13 protein-coding genes and 1 pseudogene are annotated in these 17614 nt (G+C 72.0%); 8 read left to right on the top strand and 6 right to left on the bottom strand.

What is annotated here, in order from left to right:
- Positions 1–28: 28 nt before the first annotated feature.
- From sufC to AYX06_RS01090, 4 genes are all read right to left on the bottom strand, one after another.
- Positions 29–790: a Fe-S cluster assembly ATPase SufC gene (gene sufC / locus AYX06_RS01105; RefSeq protein WP_062733603.1), complete on the bottom strand. Its 762-nt coding sequence runs from the start codon at positions 788–790 to the stop codon at positions 29–31.
- A 41-nt stretch (positions 791–831) separates the two neighbouring features.
- Positions 832–2031: a Fe-S cluster assembly protein SufD gene (sufD, locus tag AYX06_RS01100; RefSeq protein WP_062736806.1), complete on the bottom strand. Its 1200-nt coding sequence runs from the start codon at positions 2029–2031 to the stop codon at positions 832–834.
- A 166-nt stretch (positions 2032–2197) separates the two neighbouring features.
- A complete protein-coding gene (sufB, locus tag AYX06_RS01095) occupies positions 2198–3652 on the bottom strand; it encodes a Fe-S cluster assembly protein SufB (protein WP_062733601.1) in 1455 nt (484 codons plus the stop codon).
- A complete protein-coding gene (locus AYX06_RS01090; protein WP_062733599.1) occupies positions 3645–4436 on the bottom strand; it encodes a helix-turn-helix transcriptional regulator in 792 nt (263 codons plus the stop codon). The genes sufB and AYX06_RS01090 overlap by 8 nt, the downstream gene beginning before the upstream one ends.
- Positions 4437–4675: 239 nt before the next feature.
- On the opposite strand from AYX06_RS01090, the gene AYX06_RS01085 reads away from it, so the two are divergent.
- From AYX06_RS01085 to AYX06_RS01075, 3 genes are all read left to right on the top strand, one after another.
- On the top strand, positions 4676–5674 hold the full coding sequence (locus tag AYX06_RS01085) for an ABC transporter ATP-binding protein (protein WP_062733597.1): 999 nt from the start codon (positions 4676–4678) through the stop codon (positions 5672–5674).
- Complete coding sequence (locus AYX06_RS01080; protein ID WP_062733594.1) at positions 5671–6459, top strand: ABC transporter permease; 789 nt, start codon at positions 5671–5673, stop codon at positions 6457–6459. The genes AYX06_RS01085 and AYX06_RS01080 overlap by 4 nt, the downstream gene beginning before the upstream one ends.
- Positions 6460–6632: 173 nt before the next feature.
- Entirely contained in the window at positions 6633–7658 is a 1026-nt protein-coding gene (locus AYX06_RS01075; RefSeq protein WP_062733592.1) for a COX15/CtaA family protein, read from the top strand.
- A gap of 6 nt (positions 7659–7664) precedes the next feature.
- On the opposite strand, the gene AYX06_RS01070 is transcribed toward AYX06_RS01075, so the two are convergent.
- Together AYX06_RS01070 and AYX06_RS01065 are read right to left on the bottom strand one after the other, a co-directional pair.
- Entirely contained in the window at positions 7665–8582 is a 918-nt protein-coding gene (locus AYX06_RS01070) for a dihydrodipicolinate synthase family protein (RefSeq protein ID WP_062733590.1), read from the bottom strand.
- A 65-nt stretch (positions 8583–8647) separates the two neighbouring features.
- Positions 8648–9553 (bottom strand): heme o synthase, encoded by a 906-nt coding sequence (locus AYX06_RS01065; protein WP_261775412.1) that lies wholly within the window; start codon positions 9551–9553, stop codon positions 8648–8650.
- A 398-nt stretch (positions 9554–9951) separates the two neighbouring features.
- Between AYX06_RS01065 and tkt the strand changes: the two genes are divergently transcribed.
- The 5 genes and pseudogenes from tkt to AYX06_RS01040 form a co-directional block, all read left to right on the top strand.
- Complete coding sequence (tkt, locus tag AYX06_RS01060; RefSeq protein WP_062733585.1) at positions 9952–12084, top strand: transketolase; 2133 nt, start codon at positions 9952–9954, stop codon at positions 12082–12084.
- A gap of 78 nt (positions 12085–12162) precedes the next feature.
- On the top strand, positions 12163–13269 hold the full coding sequence (tal, locus tag AYX06_RS01055) for a transaldolase (RefSeq protein ID WP_062733583.1): 1107 nt from the start codon (positions 12163–12165) through the stop codon (positions 13267–13269).
- Between the two features lie 52 nt (positions 13270–13321).
- Positions 13322–14932 (top strand): glucose-6-phosphate isomerase, encoded by a 1611-nt coding sequence (locus AYX06_RS01050; protein WP_062733580.1) that lies wholly within the window; start codon positions 13322–13324, stop codon positions 14930–14932.
- Between the two features lie 168 nt (positions 14933–15100).
- The gene (gene zwf / locus AYX06_RS01045) at positions 15101–16612 is read left to right on the top strand and encodes a glucose-6-phosphate dehydrogenase (protein WP_062736805.1); all 1512 of its coding nucleotides are present in this window, start codon (positions 15101–15103) and stop codon (positions 16610–16612) included.
- Positions 16609–17511 (top strand): annotated as a pseudogene (locus tag AYX06_RS01040) (glucose-6-phosphate dehydrogenase assembly protein OpcA); the annotation flags it as partial. The gene zwf and the pseudogene AYX06_RS01040, both read left to right, overlap by 4 nt.
- Between the last annotated feature and the right edge of the window lie 103 nt (positions 17512–17614).

Here is a 17614-nt window from a genome sequence, read left to right as displayed (position 1 = left end):
CTCCTTTCGGTGCTGGTCGGCGCGGCGCTTACTTGACGGGAGCCAGGTAGCGGTCGTAGCCCTCGTTCTCGAGCCGCTCGGCGAGCTCGGGCCCGCCCTCGTCGACGACGCGGCCGTCGGCGAACACGTGCACGAACTGCGGCTTGATGTAGCGCAGGATCCGCGTGTAGTGGGTGATCAGCATGACGCCCATGCCGTTGGTCTCCAGGGCGCGGTTGACGCCCTCGGACACGACCTTCAGCGCGTCGACGTCGAGGCCGGAGTCGGTCTCGTCGAGCAGGGCCATCTTGGGCTTGAGCAGCTCGAGCTGGAGGATCTCGTGGCGCTTCTTCTCGCCGCCGGAGAAGCCCTCGTTGACGTTGCGCTGGATCATGTCGGGGCTGATCTTCAGCTGCTCCATGGCGGCCTTGACGTCCTTCGTCCACGTGCGCAGGGAGGGGGCCTCGCCGTCGATGGCGGTCTTGGCGGTGCGCAGGAAGTTGGAGGTCGTCACGCCGGGGATCTCCACGGGGTACTGCATGGCCAGGAAGAGCCCGGCGCGGGCGCGCTCGTCCACGGACATCTCCAGGACGTCCTCGCCGTCCAGGAGGACCTGGCCGGAGTCGACGACGTACTTGGGGTGCCCGGCGATGGTGGAGGCCAGGGTGGACTTGCCGGACCCGTTGGGGCCCATGATCGCGTGCACCTCACCGGACTTGATGGTGAGGTTCACGCCCTTGAGGATCGGCTTGGTGGTCTCGTCGTCGAGCACGACGGACGCGTGCAGGTCCTTGATCTCGAGAGTTGCCATGGATGGTTCTCCTGTGGTCGGGAAGAGTGTGGGGAAAGGGCTCAGTGGTTGGCGGAGGCGAGCTCGTCCTGGACGGCCCCGCGCAGCCGCTCCTCGATGTCCGGGACACCGATCTGCTGGAGGATCTCGAAGAGGAAGCCGCGCACCACGAGCCGGCGCGCCTCGTCCTCGGGGATGCCCCGGGACATGAGGTAGTACAGGTGCTCGTCGTCCAGCTGCCCGGTGGTGGAGGCGTGGCCGGCGCCCGCGATCAGACCGGTCTCGATCTCGAGGTTCGGCACCGAGTCCATGCGGGGCCCGTCGCCCAGGATCAGGTTCCGGTTCAGCTCGTAGGTGTCGGTGCCCTCCGCGGTGGCGCGGATCAGGACGTCGCCGACCCACACGCCGTGCGCGTTCTCGCCCTGCAGCGCGGACTTGTAGGTCACCCGCGAGGTGCAGTGCGGCTGGGAGTGGTCCACGAACAGCCGGGACTCCAGGTGCTGGCCGGCGTCCACGAAGGTGAGCCCGTACATCTCCACGGACCCGCCGGGGGCGTCGAAGCGGGTGGACGGGGTCACGCGCACCAGGTCCCCGCCGAGGGAGACGAGCACGTGCTTGAAGGAGGCCGAGCGGCCCAGGCGCGCCTGCTGTGCGGAGGCGTGCACGGCGTCGTCGTCCCACTCCTGGAGGGTCACCACGGTGAGGTTCGCGGAGTCGCCGACCCGGAACTCGACGTTCTGCGAGAGCACCGCGCTGCCGTGGTGGCGCAGGACCACCAGGGCCTTGGAGAAGGGCTGGGCGTCGATCACCAGGTGCTGGGCCGCCGGGGTGGCGTCCGTGCCGTGGATGTCGACGACGACGGGCGCGGCGATCTCGGCCTCCTGCGGCACCGTGAGCACGGTGGCCTCGGTGACGCTGCTCCACGCGTTGGCGGAGACCCGGTCCTCGGGGATGCCGGCGCTGCCGATCCGGGCGTCGTCGCGGCCGACGGTCTCCACGCGCACGGCGTCGGAGTCCACGGTCACCGCCGGCGCCGGGCCGGTGAGGGCGTCGGCGTGCAGGCCCTTGAGGCGCTTGACCGGGGTGAACCGGAAGTCCTCCTCCTTGCCGCTGATCTTCGGGAAGTCGGCCACGTCGTAGGACGTGCGCCGCCCGGCGCGGGAGGAGTCCGGGCCCTCGGCGCTGCCGCCGCGGGCGGACTCCCGCACGAGGGTGTCGTTCTCGACCTTGTCGCGGGCGAGCCGCTCGCCCTCCTGGTCCATGCCCGGGATGGCGATGCGCCCGTCCCCGGTCGGGACGCCGTCGACCTTCTCGCCCAGGTTGTCGTAGACGTCCTTGGCCGTGCCGACGGCCTTCTCGGCCACGGCGGTGGCGGCGGAGGCGGCGGCCTCCGCCGCGTTGCGAATCGTTTCGTTCAGCTTGGACATGTCAGCCAACGGATCCTTCCATCTGCAGTTCGATGAGGCGGTTGAGTTCGAGCGCGTACTCCATGGGGAGCTCACGGGCGATCGGCTCCACGAAGCCGCGCACGATCATCGCCATGGCCTCGTCCTCGGCCAGGCCTCGCTGCATGAGGTAGAACAGCTGCTCCTCGGAGACCCGCGAGACGGTCGCCTCGTGGCCCATGGACACGTCGTCCTCGCGGATGTCGACGTAGGGGTAGGTGTCCGAGCGGGAGATCGTGTCGACCAGCAGGGCGTCGCAGACCACGTTGGACTTGGAGCCCTTGGCGCCCTCGCGGACCTGCACGAGGCCGCGGTAGGCGGCGCGGCCGCCGTTGCGGGCCACGGACTTCGAGACGATCGACGAGGAGGTGTTCGGCGCGATGTGCACCATCTTCGAGCCGGTGTCCTGGTGCTGGCCCTCGCCGGCGAAGGCGATCGAGAGGGTCTCGCCGCGGGCGTGCTCCCCGGTCATGTAGACGGCCGGGTACTTCTGCGTCACCTTCGAGCCGATGTTGCCGTCGATCCACTCCATGGTGGCGCCCTCGTGGGCGATCGCGCGCTTGGTCACCAGGTTGTACACGTTGTTCGACCAGTTCTGGATGGTCGTGTAGCGCACCCGGGCGTTCTTCTTGACGATGATCTCGACCACGGCGGAGTGCAGCGAGTCGGTGTTGTAGATCGGCGCCGTGCAGCCTTCGATGTAGTGGACGTAGGAGTCCTCGTCCGCGATGATCAGCGTCCGCTCGAACTGGCCCATGTTCTCGGTGTTGATGCGGAAGTAGGCCTGCAGCGGGATCTCCACGTGCACGCCCTTGGGGACGTAGACGAAGGAGCCGCCGGACCACACGGCCGTGTTCAGCGAGGCGAACTTGTTGTCGCCCACCGGGATGACGGTGCCGAAGTACTCCTCGAAGAACTCCGGGTGCTCCTTGAGGGCGGTGTCGGTGTCCATGAAGATGACACCCTGCTCCTCGAGGTCCTCGCGGATCTGGTGGTAGACCACCTCGGACTCGTACTGGGCGGCGACGCCGGCCACGAGCCGGCCGCGCTCGGCCTCGGGGATGCCGAGCTTCTCGTAGGTGTTGCGGATGTCCTCGGGCAGGTCCTCCCAGGTCTGGGCCTGCTTCTCCGTGGAGCGCACGAAGTACTTGATGTTGTCGAAGTCGATGCCGGAGAGGTCCGCGCCCCAGGCGGGCATGGGCTTGCGGTCGAAGAACTTCAGGCCCTTCAGCCGCAGGTCGGTCATCCACTGCGGCTCGCTCTTCTTGGCCGAGATGTCCCGGACGACCTCCTCGTTGATGCCGCGGCGCGCTGAGGCGCCGGCGACGTCGGAGTCCGCCCAGCCGTACTCGTAGGTGCCGATGCCCTCGAGCTCCGGGTTCTTCTCCAGGATGTCGGCGATGACAGTGTCGTTGCCGCTGGCGATCTGTTCAGTCATGACGGCCTTCCTCTGTTGTCTGGTCTGTGGGGTGGTCCGTGGTCGTCCGGGCCGCGGCGGGTCCGGGCCGTGCGAGGGGTACGTGCGTCGTGCACACGTGCGCGCCGGCGGCCTGCGTGGAGAGCCGGCGGACGTCCGTGCCGAGCAGCCGGGCGATGAGCTCGGTCTCCAGCTCGCAGAACTGCGGGTAGCGGGCGGCCAGCTCCCGCACGGGGCAGTGGCCCTGGCACAGCTGCGCGGAGACGATGGTGCGCTGGTCCCCGCGCCCCACGGCGACCTCGTTCGTGGAGGCGGCGAAGCCGTCCTGGCTCAGCAGGCGCACGAGCACGGGCAGGCGGTCGGCGACCTCGGGCCCGGCGGCCTCGACCTCGGGCCGGTACGCGGCCTCGAGCCGGTCCACGCGCTCCTGGATGAACTCCCGCACGGCGTCGGGACCGGCGACGCGCCGGATGGCCTCCAGGGCGTCGGTGGCGATCTCCAGGTAGTCGTCGCCGAGCTTGGCGTGGCCCTCGGGGGCCACGACGTAGCGGCGAGCGGGGCGCCCGGCGCCGCCGGTGCGGCGGCGGACCATGGTGACCTCGATGTAGTGCTGCTGCTCGAGGGCGTCGAGGTGGCGGCGCACGGCCGCCGGGGTGAGCTCGAGCATGTCGCCGAGGTCGGCGGCCGAGACCGGCCCGTGCTCCAGGACGGCCCCCAGCACGCGGGAGCGGGTGTTCTCCTCCTGCTCCGCCCGCGGCCCGCCCGGGGAGCGGGACAGGCTCCGGGCGTCCGTGGTGTGGGTCATGGGTGAACCGTGCGCTTCCTGATCGGAGATGGGGTGGAAGGTGGTGTGCTGCGCGGTGCGCCCCGTGCCGGGGCTCACTGAATACACAACCTCAGTATGTCGTTATTCATTCCGGTGCGGCCAGTAAGTTCAGCCTTACCCGGGCCCTGCGGCAGAAATCGCGACTTACTCATAATAACCCCCCGGCGCGGCAGGGCCAAGAGGAACGGGGCGTCGGCGCGCCCCACTACACTGGTCCGGTGCCCGCCCACAGTCCCCCCGCGTCCTCGCCCGCGCTGGCGATCGAGCGCCTCGTCAAACAGTTCCCCGCCCGCCGACGACGCCCCCGCCGCGGCCCGGAGCAGGGCGCGGACGTGGTGCACGCCGTCGACGGCCTCTCCCTGACCGCTCGGCACGGCGAGATCACGGCGCTGCTCGGCCCCAACGGCGCGGGCAAGACCACCACGCTGGAGTGCGCCCAGGGCCTGCAGCGGCCCTCGGAGGGCACCGTCCGGCTGCTCGGGCAGGACCCGTGGCAGGCCGGCCCGGAGCTGCGCGCCCGGGTGGGCGTCATGCTCCAGGAGGGCGGGCTGCCGCAGGCGGTGCGCCCGCTGGAGCTGCTGCGCCACGTCGCCTCCCTCTACCGCAGCCCCCGGGACATGGACGCGCTCGTGGAGCGGCTGGGCATCAACGGCTTCGACCGCACGGTGGTCCGCCGCCTCTCCGGCGGCCAGCGGCAGCGGGTGGCCCTGGCGGCGGCCCTGGCGGGCAATCCGGAGGTCCTGTTCCTGGACGAGCCCTCGGCCGGGATGGACCCGCAGTCCCGCAACATCGTCTTCGACCTCGTCCAGCAGCTGCGCCGCGAGGGCGTGTGCATCATCCTGACCACGCACCTGCTCGACGACGCCCAGCGGCTGGCCGACCAGGTCTACATCGTCGACCACGGCCGGGTCATGGCCCAGGGCTCCGTGGCCGAGCTGGTGGCCCCCGGCGCGGACGCCCCGGCCGTGCTGGCCCTGACCCTGACCCCCGAGCAGGTCGCGGCCGGCCCCTTCCCGTGGGAGGGACCCGGGTTCGAGGACGTGCACGCGAGCCGCTCCGACCGCACGGTGACGCTGACCGGCCGGCTCACCCCGGAACAGCTGGAGACGGTGACCCGCTGGTTCACGGCCACCGGCGCCCTGCCCGAGTCCCTGTCCCTGCAGCCCCGCACCCTCGAGGACGTCTTCCTCGACATCTCCGGACGGGAGATCCGATGACCGCACCCGCCCAGCCCCGCGCCACGCCACCGCGCTCGGACCCCGCTCCCCTGGCCCGCCGGGTCGCCGCGCAGTCCCGCTACGAGGCGCTGACCATGCTGCGCAACGGCGAGCAGCTGCTGCTGCTGGTGATCCTGCCGCTGATGGCACTCGTGGCCCTGACCCTCACCGACCTGCTGGACGCCGACGTCCCGCCGGGCCTCACCCGTGTGGACGTCGCGGTGCCGGGCGTGCTCACCCTGTGCGTGCTCTCCAACGCGTTCTCCGGCCAGGGCATCCAGACCGGCTTCGACCGCCGCTACGGCGTGCTGCGGTTCCTCTCGACCACGCCCCTGGGCCGCGGCGGGCTGATCACCGGCAAGCTGGTGGCGATCCTGGCCGTGCTGGCGGTGCAGTACGTGCTCGTCGGGGCCCTCGGCGCCGCCCTCGGGTGGCGCCCGGACCCGGTGGCGGTGCTCGTCTCCGTGCCGGTGCTGCTGCTCGGCGCCGCCGCGTTCACCGGGCTGGGCCTGCTGCTGGCCGGCACCGTGCGCGCCGAGGCCACCCTGGCCGTGACCAACCTGGTCTGGGTGGTGCTCGCGGCGGTCGGCGGGACCCTGTTCCCCTCCCGCACGCTGCCGCCGGCGCTGTCCTGGCTGGTGGACCTGCTGCCCTCCGGGGCGCTGGGCACCGCGATGCGGGAGACGTTCCTCACGGGCGCGCCCACGCTGCTGCCGCTGCTGGTGCTCGCCGTCTGGGCCGCCGCCGCGTGGGCCGCCGCGGTGCGCTGGTTCCGCTGGAGCTGACCACCGGCCCCGCCCCGGCCGGACCGGCCCGCCGCCCGGCGCCGGCCGGACCCCGGTGCCCGGGGCCGCCGCTCCCCCGGTCCGCGCGCTTCCCGCCCGTGCGCGGAGCGGGGCGAAGGCGGATAAACTGGGACGGCACTCGCACCCGCCCTCCTCCGTCCGGAAGTGAAGCCATGACCCGCGCCAGCGACCCCACCGACGCCGACGTCCGAGCGGACGGCAGGTTCCTGATGCCGACCCGGATCACCCCGTGGGTGCGGTGGATGGCGGTGGCCTCCCTGCTGGCCAACTCGCTGCTGATCCTCACCGGCGGGCTGGTGCGGCTGACCGGCTCCGGCCTGGGCTGCCCCACCTGGCCCCGCTGCACGGACGAGTCCTGGACGAACACCGCCGAGATGGGCCTGCACGGGGTGATCGAGTTCGGCAACCGGCTGCTCACCTTCGTGCTCGCGCTCGTGGCGGTCCTGACGTTCCTGGCCGTGCTGCGGCTGGGCCACCGGCACTGGGACCTGATGCTCATCGCCCTGGTGCTCGGGCTGGCCATCCCGCTGCAGGCGGTGGTCGGCGGAGTGGTGGTCCACACCGGCCTGAACCCGTGGCTGGTGGGCATCCACTACCTGATCTCCAGCGCGATGATCGCCCTGTCCGCCGTCCTGGTCAACCGGACCCGCAGACGGTCCCTGCCGGCCGTGCGCGACGCCGAGCGCCCCGGCCAGGCCCTGAGCCAGCGGAGCCTGATCCGCGCCCTGGTGGTGACCGTCGGCGTGCTCACCGCCCTGATCCTCTACCTGGGGACCCTGGTCACCGGCACCGGCCCGCACAGCGGGGACGACTCCAGCGCCCGGCACGCCTTCGACGCCTACCTCATCACCCGGGCCCACGCGGTGCCGGTGTACCTGATCGTCGTCACCGTGGTCGTGGGACTCGTCCTGGCGCGGCGCCGACGGTGGCCCGTGCCCGTGGCGTCCGCGCTGCACGTGATGCTGGCCGTGCTCGTGCTGCAGGCGCTGATCGGCTACTACCAGTACTTCAACGGCCTGCCGATCGTGGCCGTGGCCCTGCACCTGGTGGGCTCCGCGGCGCTGGTCTGGGCCGCGGCCCGGACCGTGGAGAAGGGCTTCGCGCTCACCCGCACCCCGGACGTGGTCGTGCGCGCCGCCCCGGACCAGCCGGTCGCCGAGGCTCCCGCCCGCGGCTGAGCGCGCTCAGGACCGCTCGTCGGGCGCCTCGTCGAGCAGCTCCTCCACCGCCTGCGCCAGCCGCTGCCGGCTGGCCGAGGGAATGGGCAGCAGCGGCCGCCGGGGCGGGGCCGTGCTCACCCCGCAGACCTCCGCGAGGGCGTAGAGGGAGCTCAGCGGGCGCTCCTGGCGCAGGATCTCGAGCAGCGGGGCCAGGGCGGCCTGCCACGTGTGCACGGCCACCTCGTCGCCTTCGACCACCGCGGCGCGGAAGGCGGCGTACTGGCGCGGCAGCACCGCCGCGATCCCGGAGTGCCACCCGGCGGCGTCCGGCGCCGCCTCGTGCAGCAGCCGCTCGCCGCTGACCCCGTGCGCGGTGCCCGGCTCGGCGAGCTCCGCGAAACGGGCGCGGCGCTGGGCGTACTCGGCCGGGGATCCGGCGGTGTCCTTGAAGGCGTTCACGTTCTCGAGCCAGGACAGCTCGGCCGCGAGTTCCACCGGGTAGCTGAAGCCCGTCGTCGTCGGGTTGTTGTAGACGCACAGCGGCAGGGACACGGCCGCGGCCACCGTCTCCACCTGGTCGGCGATCTCCTGGGAGACGAGCGGGATGTAGGACAGCGGGTTGAGCACCAGTCCGTCCGCCCCGCCGTTCTCGGCGGCGTAGGCCATGTCGAGGACCTCGCGGGTGGTCATGGCCGAGATCTCGGCGCCCACCGGCACCCCGGAGCCGCGGGCGGCCTCCACCGCCACGCGCACGACCTCCGCCCGCTCGTCAGCGGAGAGGTACGCGAAGCTGCCCGAGTTGCCCAGCACCACCACGGAGTCCACCCCGGAGCGGGACAGCCGGCGGACGTAGCGCTCGAGGGACTCCAGGTCCAGCCGGCCGCCCGGCTGGAACGGGGTGATCGGATAGGCCACGAGCCCGGTGAAGGTCATGCTGAGCATGCGTCCATCCTAGGACCGGCCGAGGGACGGCCCCGTCCCCGGGCGGCACGGGCGCCGCGCGGTCCTCAGAGGAGGGGGCCGCCCACGAACGGGTCCACGGCCAGGGCGAGGAAGACGAACGTGATGTAGGCGATCGAGCCGTGGAAGACGTACATCGCCTGCTTGTCAGTCGGCCGACCGGCCACGGCGAGAGCGTGCAGCTTGTGGCTGTGCCACACGAACCACGCGCCCGAGCCCAGGGCGGTCAGCGTGTAGACCCACCCGGCGCCGCCGACCGGGACGAGCAGCAGCGAGCACACCAGCGTGGCCCACGCGTAGAGCACCACCTGGCTGCCCACGGTCCGGGCGCTGGAGACGGCCCCCAGCATGGGGACCCCGGCGCGGGAGTAGTCGTCGGCGTACTTCATCGACAGCGGCCAGTAGTGCGGCGGGGTCCACAGGAAGATGAACAGGAACAGCACGAGGGCCGGCCAGTCGAGGCCGCCGGTCACCGCGGCCCAGCCGATGAGCACGGGCATGCACCCGGCCACCCCGCCCCACACGATGTTCTGGGCGGTGCGCCGCTTCAGGACGATCGAGTAGAACACGGCGTAGAGGAAGATGGCCGCGGCCCCGAGCGCGCCCGCGAGGACGTTGACCCCCACCGTGAGCCACACCACCGAGACGACCGCCACGACCCAGGCGAACACGAGGGCCTCCCGGTCGGTGACCTCGCCGGTGACGAGCGGACGCTTGGCCGTCCGCCGCATCACCCGGTCCTCCTCCCGGTCGATGTAGCAGTTGAACGCCCCGGCGGCACCGGCGGCGAGCGTGCCGCCCACGAGGGTGTTGAGGATCAGCCAGAAGTCGGGCATGCCCTGCTGGGCGAAGATCATGGTGGGGACGGTCGCGACGAGCAGCAGCTCGATGATCCGCGGCTTCATGAGCGCCACGTAGGCCCGCAGCTTCCGGGAGAACGTCATCCGACCCACATGACGGGAGGCCGCCGCACCACGCTCGTGCTCGGTGCCGAGGACCGATCCTCCTGCGGTGCTCGACGTCTCGAGTGAGTTCACGAAATCATTGCTCCCGGTTGCGGTGGTGTCCCCCGCTGGGTGCGCGAGGAGGCCCGGCGACCGCGCGTCGTCGACACGGCGACGGACTGCGCAGCAGCTCGCGGGCGCGGAAGAAGGTCCTATACAGCATAGCGCGTGGCGCTGTCCGTTCCCGCCCCGAAGATGCCGAAGTTCGACGGAACGGGCGGCCCGCGCCGGTGGTTCCGGTCACGTCGCCGAAATCCGCGTGACCTAAGCTGGACCCAGACCGCCGGTCCAGGACCGGTGTCCGCTGCGCACGGCAGCGGCTCCCAGCAGAAAGGGCTCCGATTTTCGTGACCGATCTCGATGTGAAGCTGAAGTGGACCGAGCAGGACCAGCGTGCCGTGGACACCGTCCGCGTGCTGGCCGCGGACGCGGTGGAGAAGGTGGGCAGCGGGCACCCGGGCACGGCGATGTCCCTGGCCCCGGCCGCGTACCTGCTGTTCCAGAAGGTGATGGTCCACGACCCGGCTGATGACCGGTGGACGGGGCGGGACCGGTTCGTCCTCTCCCCCGGGCACACCTCCCTGACCCTGTACCTGCAGCTGTTCCTCTCCGGCTACGGCATGGAGCTCGACGACATCAAGAGCTTGCGCACCTGGGGGTCGAAGACCCCCGGGCACCCCGAGTACCGGCACACCACCGGGGTGGAGATCACCACCGGCCCGCTGGGCCAGGGCCTGGCCTCGGCCGTGGGCTTCGCCTACGCCCAGCGCTACACCCGGGGCCTGTTCGACCCCGACGCCCCGGCCGGGGAGTCCCCGTTCGACCACACGGTGTACGTGATCGCCTCCGACGGGGACCTGCAGGAGGGGGTGACCTCCGAGGCCTCCTCGCTGGCCGGGGTGCAGGAGCTGGGCAACCTCGTGGTGATCTACGACCAGAACCACATCTCCATCGAGGACGACACCGACGTCGCCTTCACCGAGGACGTGCTCGCCCGCTACGAGGCCTACGGGTGGGACGTGGCGCGGGTGGACTGGACGAAGTCCGGGGACTACGTGGAGGACGTCGAGGAGCTCTACGCCGCGATCCGGGCGGCGAAGGCCGAGACGTCCAAGCCCTCGCTGATCGCCCTGCGCACGATCATCGGCTTCCCGGCCCCGACCAAGCAGAACACCGGGGGCATCCACGGCTCCAAGCTCGGGGCCGAGGAGGTCGCCGCGACCAAGGAGATCCTGGGCTTCGACCCGCAGCAGTCCTTCCAGGTGGAGGAGGAGGTCCTGGCCCACACCCGTTCCATCCAGGACCGCATGAAGGGCGTCCGCGAGCAGTGGGAGCAGAAGTTCGAGCAGTGGCGCCAGGCCAACCCGGACCGTGCGGCCCTCTACGACCGGATCCGGGCCGAGGAGCTGCCGGAGAACTACGCGGACGCCTTCCCGGTCTTCGAGGCCGGCAAGGACGTGGCCACCCGCTCGGCGTCGGGGAAGGTGCTCAACGCGATCGCGCCCACGTTCCCGGAGCTGTGGGGCGGCTCGGCGGATCTGGCCGGGTCGAACAACACCACCATCGAATCCGCCGCCTCCTTCATCCCCGAGGCCCGCTCCACCGCGAAGTGGACCGGTAACCCCTACGGGCGGGTGCTGCACTTCGGGATCCGTGAGCACGCCGCGGCGGCGATCGTCAACGGCATCACCATGTCCTCCCAGACGCGGGCGTTCTCCGGGACGTTCCTGATCTTCTCCGACTACCAGCGCCCGGCCGTGCGCCTGGGGGCGCTGATGAAGGTCCCCTCGATCTACGTCTGGACCCACGACTCGATCGGGCTGGGCGAGGACGGGCCCACCCACCAGCCGGTGGAGCAGCTGTCCTCCCTGCGCGCGATCCCGGGCCTGGACGTGGTCCGCCCGGCCGACGCCAACGAGACCGCCATCGCCTGGCGCACGATCCTGGAGAACCGGCACGGCCCGGCCGGGCTCGCCCTGACCCGCCAGAACGTGCCCACCTTCGCCCGGGTCGACCTGCACCCGGACGCCGAGACCGAGTTGTTCGCCTCCGCCGAGGGCACCGCCCGCGGCGGCTACGTGCTCGCCGACACGGAGGGCACCCCGGAGGTGATCCTCATCGGCACCGGCTCCGAGGTCTCCCTGGCGGTGGAGGCCCGCGAGCTGCTCAAGGAGCAGGGGATCGCCGCCCGGGTGGTCTCCATGCCCTGCCGGGAGTGGTTCGACGCCCAGGACCCCGACTACCGCGAGTCCGTGCTGCCCGCCGCGGTCAAGGCCCGGGTCACCGTGGAGGCCGGAATCGCCATGTCCTGGCGGGACCTGCTCGGCGACGCCGGCCGCGCCGTGTCCCTGGAGCACTTCGGGGAGTCGGCCGACTACGAGACCCTCTACCGCGAGTTCGGCATCACCGCCGAGGCCGTCGCCGCCGCCGCCCAGGACTCCATGACCGCGGCCCAGGAGTCCGTCACCGCCCACCGCTGACCCGCGGCGCACCGATCGAATCCGTTCCCCCGAGCACGTGTCCGCGGACACGCGCTCCGACCTCGAGGACTGACACCCATGACCACCCCCACCCAGAAGCTCTCCGACGCCGGCGTGTCGATCTGGCTCGACGACCTCTCCCGCGAACGGCTCACCTCCGGCGGGCTGCAGCGGCTGATCGACGAGAAGAACGTCGTCGGCGTGACCACCAACCCCACGATCTTCGCCGCCGCCCTCGCCGGCCACGACGCCTACGAGGCCCAGGTGCAGGAGCTGGCCGCGGCCGGCACCGACGTGGACGAGGCCGTGCTGACCATCACCACCGACGACGTGCGCGAGGCCTGCGACCTGTTCGCCCCGATCGCCGAGGCCACCCAGGGCGTGGACGGGCGGGTGTCCATCGAGGTCGACCCGCGCCTGGCCCAGGACGCCGAGGCCACCGCGGCCATGGCCCAGCGCCTGTCCCGCACCATCGGCCGGGACAACGCCCTGATCAAGATCCCGGCCACCGAGGCCGGGCTGCCCTCGATCACCGCCACCATCGCCGAGGGGATCTCCGTCAACGTGACCCTGATCTTCTCCCTCGAGCGCTACCGCGCGGTCATCAACGCCTACCTGCTGGGCCTGGAGCAGGCCCTGGAGAACGGCAAGGACCTCACCGGGATCCACTCCGTGGCCTCCTTCTTCGTCTCCCGCGTGGACGCCGAGATCGACAAGCGCCTCGACGCCCTCGGCACCGAGGAGGCGAAGGCGCTGAAGGGCCAGGCCGGGCTGGCCAACGCCCGGCTGGCCTACCAGGTCTTCGAGGACTCCCTGGCCACCGAGCGCTGGAAGCACCTGGCCGCGGCCGGGGCCAACGCCCAGCGCCCGCTGTGGGCCTCCACCGGGGTGAAGGACCCCAACCTGCCCGACACCCTCTACGTGACCGGGCTGGTCGCCCCGCACACGGTCAACACCATGCCGGAGAAGACCCTCGAGGCCACCTTCGACCACGCCGAGGTCACCGGCGACACCATCACCGGCACCTACCAGGAGTCCACCGAGCTGCTGGACCGCATCGCCGGGGTGGGCATCTCCTACCAGGAGGTCGTGGACAAGCTCGAGGCCGAGGGCCTGACCAAATTCGAAGACTCCTGGGCGGAGCTGCTGGAGACCGTGCGCGCCGCCCTCGACAACGCCCGCTGAGCCGGTCCGCACCGCGCCCGGTCCGTCCCGCCCGACCCGAAGAAGGAGACCCATGAGTTCCCTGTCCGTCCAGACCTCCGGCGCGGCCCGCGAGGCCGTCGACCGGCACGTCCCCGCGCTCGTGGGCGACCGCTTCGCCTCCAGGCTCTTCGCCCAGGACCCCACGCTGTGGGGCGCCGCGGCCGAGGAGGAGTCCGCCAAGCGGCTGGGCTGGGTGGCCGCGGCCGAGGTCTCCCGGCCGCTGGTCGCCGAGATCACGGCCCTGCGCGAGGAGTTCGCCGCCGAGGGGGTGGACCGTTTCGTCCTCGCCGGCATGGGCGGGTCCTCGCTGGCGCCCGAGGTGATCACCCGCACCGCGGGCGTCGAGCTGTTCGTGCTCGACTCCACGGACCCGGAGATGGTCGGCGCGGCCCTGGCCGACCGGCTGGAGCGGACCGCGATCGTGGTCTCCTCGAAGTCCGGCTCCACCGTGGAGACGGACTCGGCCCGCCGGGTCTTCGCCCGGGCGTTCGAGGAGGCCGGGATCGACGCCGCCTCGCGCATCGTCGTGGTCACCGACCCCGGCTCCCCCATGGAGTCCTCGGCCCGGGAGGCCGGCTACCGCCGCGTCTTCACCGCCGACCCGACCGTGGGCGGGCGCTTCTCCGCGCTCACCGCGTTCGGGCTGGTCCCCTCCGGCCTGGCCGGGGTGGACGTGGAGGCGCTGCTGGACGACGCCGACGAGGCCGCCGAGGTCCTCCGCGAGGACGCCGAGGACAACCCCGCCCTGCACCTGGGCGCGGCCCTGGGCGGCACGGAGCCCCTGCGCAACAAGCTGCTGTTCCGGGACCTCGGCTCCGGGATCGCCGGGTTCGCCGACTGGGCGGAGCAACTGATCGCCGAGTCCACGGGCAAGGAGGGCAAGGGCGTGCTGCCCGTCGTCGTGGGCAGCGGCGACGCCCCGGAGGCGGGCGCCGCCGACGTCCTCGTGGTAGAGCTCGTCGCCGAGGACGCCGAGGAGGCGCCGCAGGGCGACGTCGTCCGGGTGGCCGGGTCCCTCGGCTCGCAGCTGATGCTGTGGGAGGTCGCCACCGCGGTGGCCGGGCGCCTGCTCGGCATCAACCCGTACGACCAGCCGGACGTGGAGTCGGCCAAGAACGCGACCCGGGCCCTGCTCGCGGACAAGCCGCAGCCGACGCCCGCCGACGTCGTCGACGGCCCGGTGGAGATCCGCGGCGCGCAGGAGCTGCTCGACGGCACCCGCACGGTCGAGGACGCCCTCGGCAAGCTGCTCGCCCAGCTGCCGGAGACCGGCTACCTCTCCGTGCAGGCGTACTTCGACCGGCTGACCTGGGCGGACCTGGAGGCCGTCCGCCCGGTCCTCGCCCGGGCCACGGGCCGGCCCGTCACCTTCGGGTGGGGCCCGCGGTTCCTGCACTCCACCGGCCAGTACCACAAGGGCGGCCCGGCCGAGGGCGTGTACCTGCAGATCACCGCTGCCTCGGGCGAGGACCTGGACATCCCGGACAGCCCCTTCAGCTTCGGCGAGCTGATCTCCGCGCAGGCCGACGGGGACGCCCAGGTCCTCGCCGACCACGGCCGCCCCGTGCTGCGGCTGCGGCTCACCGACCGCGCCGAGGGCGTGGCACGGCTGCGGCAGGCGGTCGAGGCCCTCGGCCGGTAGCCGGGCGGAGCGACCCGCAACGCTGTCCTAGAATGGGAGGACGCCACGGTCGGCGCGGGACGCCCCGCGCCGACCGTTGTGCGTGGAGGAGCTCGAGGGCGGCGCCCGCCCTCGGGCCCGCAGAGACGTGAAGGAGTACCGTTGCCAGACAACAATGCCCGCAATCCCCTGCGGGACCCGAGGGACAGACGGCTCGTGCGGGTCGCCGCCCCGTCGGCGCTCGTGCTCTTCGGCGTGACCGGCGACCTCGCGAAGAAGAAGCTGCTGCCGGCGATGTACGACCTCGTGAACCGGGGGCTGCTGCCGCCGTCGTTCGCGCTCGTCGGCTTCGGCCGCCGCGACTGGTCCCACGAGCAGTTCCGCGAGGTCGTGCGGGAGTCCGTCGAGGCCCACGCCCGCACCCCCTTCCAGGAGGACGTGTGGCGCCAGTTCGCCTCCGGTGTGCGGTTCGTGCGCGGGGAGTTCGACGAGGACAAGGCCTACGAGGCGCTCAAGGCGACCCTCAAGGAGCTCGACGTCCACGCCGGGACGCGCGGCAACCACGCCTTCTACCTCTCGATCCCGCCCAAGGCGTTCGAGACGGTGTGCCAGCAGCTCGCCGACCACGGGCTCGCCCAGCACGAGAACGCCGCCGGGTGGCGCCGGGTGGTGATCGAGAAGCCCTTCGGCCACGACCTCGCCTCCGCGTCCGAGCTCAACGCCATCGTCGAGCGGGTGTTCCCGGCCGACTCGGTCTTCCGCATCGACCACTACCTGGGCAAGGAGACGGTCCAGAACATCCTGGCCCTGCGCTTCGCCAACCAGATGTTCGAGCCGCTGTGGAACTCCCGCTACGTGGACCACGTGCAGATCACCATGGCCGAGGACATCGGCATCGGCTCCCGCGCGGGCTACTACGACGGCGTGGGCGCCGCCCGCGACGTCATCCAGAACCATCTCCTGCAGCTGCTGGCCCTGACCACCATGGAGGAGCCGCTGTCCTTCCAGGCCCACCACATGCGCGCGGAGAAGGCCAAGGTGCTCGCCTCCGTCGTGGTCCCGGAGGACCTGGCGGCGCACTCGGCGCTCGGGCAGTACGGTGCCGGCCTGCAGGGCGGGCAGCGCGTCCGGGCCTTCCACCAGGAGCAGGACATTCCCGGCGACTCGCGCACCGAGACCTACGCGGCGCTGCGCCTGGACATCAACAACCGCCGCTGGGCGGGTGTGCCGTTCTACCTGCGCGCCGGCAAGCGCCTGGGCCGGCGCGTCACCGAGATCGCGGTGCAGTTCAAGAACTCCCCCAACCTGCTGTTCGGGGACAACGGGCACGAGGCCCTCGGGCAGAACGTCATCGTGATCCGGATCCAGCCCGACGAGGGCGTGACCATCCGGCTGGGCTCCAAGGTGCCCGGGACGCAGTCGGAGATCCGCGACGTCACCATGGACTTCGGCTACGGCCACTCGTTCACCGAGTCCAGCCCCGAGGCCTACGAGCGCCTCATCCTCGACGTGCTGCTCGGGGAGCCACCGCTGTTCCCGGACCACGAGGAGGTCGAGCTGTCCTGGCGCATCCTCGACCCCTTCGAGCAGTGCTGGGAGCAGCAGGAGATCAAGCCGGAGCCGTACGCGCCGGGGTCCTGGGGACCCGCCGCCGCCGACGAGCTGCTGGCCCGCGACGGACGCGTCTGGAGGCGACCGTGATCGTTTCGATGGAGAACACCACCACCTCGGCCATCGACAAGAAGCTGAACCAGCTGAGGGACCAGCACGGCGTCGTGACGCTGGGCCGGGTGCTCACGCTGGTGATCCTCGCCCAGGCCGGGCACTCGGAGGCCGCGCTGGAGGCCGCGAACTTCGCCAGCCACGAGCACCCGTGCCGGATCCTCGTGCACGTGGCGCACTCCTCGTCCGAGGAGACCCGGCTCGACGCCCAGCTGCGCATGGGCGGGGACGCCGGGGCGTCGGAGGTCATCCTGCTGCACGGCTACGGCGAGCTGGCCGAGCCCACGGAGACCCTGTTCTCGGCCCTGCTGCTGCCGGACGCGCCCATCGTCGCCTGGTGGCCGCACACCGTGCCGCCGCCCTCACCGCACACCTCCTCGATCGCCGGGATCGCCCACCGGCGGATCATGGACTCCGCGCGCAGCGACGACGCCTACGAGACCCTCGCGGAGCTGCGCCGACGGTACGTGCCGGGCGACACCGACCTCGCCTGGACGCGGGTCACCAACTGGCGGATCCAGCTCGCGGCGGTCCTCGACCAGGCCGATCCCGCGCCCGTGCGCGAGGTCGTCGTCGAGGGCTGCGGCCGCTCCCCCAGCGTGGTGCTGCTGGGCACCTGGCTGGGCACCCGGCTCGACGCCGAGGTGACCTTCGTGAACAACCCGGGCCCCCGCCGCCTGGACCGCGTCACCCTGGTGCGGGACGACGGCGAGATCGTGCTCGAGCGGCCCGGCCGCACCGTTGCCTGGCTCCGTCAGCCGGGCCAGCCGGACCAGCAGATCGCCATGCCCGTGCGGGACCTCAACGCCTGCATCGCCGAGGAGCTGCGTCGCCTCGACCCCGACGAGGTGTACGGCGAGGTGCTGACCACCGGTCTGCGGGACGTCCGGGTCGCCCGGATCCTCGACACCACCGGGGAGCTGGCGCCCGGGGCGGCGCGGTTCCTGGCCGAGCACGGCGGGGGCCGCGCCGACGCGGACC

Origin of the sequence: Kocuria turfanensis (genome assembly GCF_001580365.1) — a bacterium.
In the GTDB taxonomy this organism is placed as follows: Bacteria; Actinomycetota; Actinomycetes; order Actinomycetales; family Micrococcaceae; genus Kocuria; species Kocuria turfanensis.
This window is presented reverse-complemented; position numbering and strand designations above follow the sequence as displayed.

Excerpts from the sequence above, each read along its gene's own strand:
- sufC (WP_062733603.1), bottom strand. The coding sequence starts at position 790 with ATGGCAACTCTCGAGATCAAGGACCTGCACGCGTCCGTCGTGCTCGAC.
- sufD (WP_062736806.1), bottom strand. The coding sequence starts at position 2,031 with ATGGACCAGGAGGGCGAGCGGCTCGCCCGCGACAAGGTCGAGAACGAC.
- sufB (WP_062733601.1), bottom strand. The coding sequence starts at position 3,652 with ATGACTGAACAGATCGCCAGCGGCAACGACACTGTCATCGCCGACATC.
- AYX06_RS01090 (WP_062733599.1), bottom strand. The coding sequence starts at position 4,436 with ATGACCCACACCACGGACGCCCGGAGCCTGTCCCGCTCCCCGGGCGGG.
- AYX06_RS01080 (WP_062733594.1), top strand. The coding sequence starts at position 5,671 with ATGACCGCACCCGCCCAGCCCCGCGCCACGCCACCGCGCTCGGACCCC.
- AYX06_RS01075 (WP_062733592.1), top strand. The coding sequence starts at position 6,633 with ATGACCCGCGCCAGCGACCCCACCGACGCCGACGTCCGAGCGGACGGC.
- AYX06_RS01070 (WP_062733590.1), bottom strand. The coding sequence starts at position 8,582 with ATGCTCAGCATGACCTTCACCGGGCTCGTGGCCTATCCGATCACCCCG.
- tal (WP_062733583.1), top strand. The coding sequence starts at position 12,163 with ATGACCACCCCCACCCAGAAGCTCTCCGACGCCGGCGTGTCGATCTGG.
- AYX06_RS01050 (WP_062733580.1), top strand. The coding sequence starts at position 13,322 with ATGAGTTCCCTGTCCGTCCAGACCTCCGGCGCGGCCCGCGAGGCCGTC.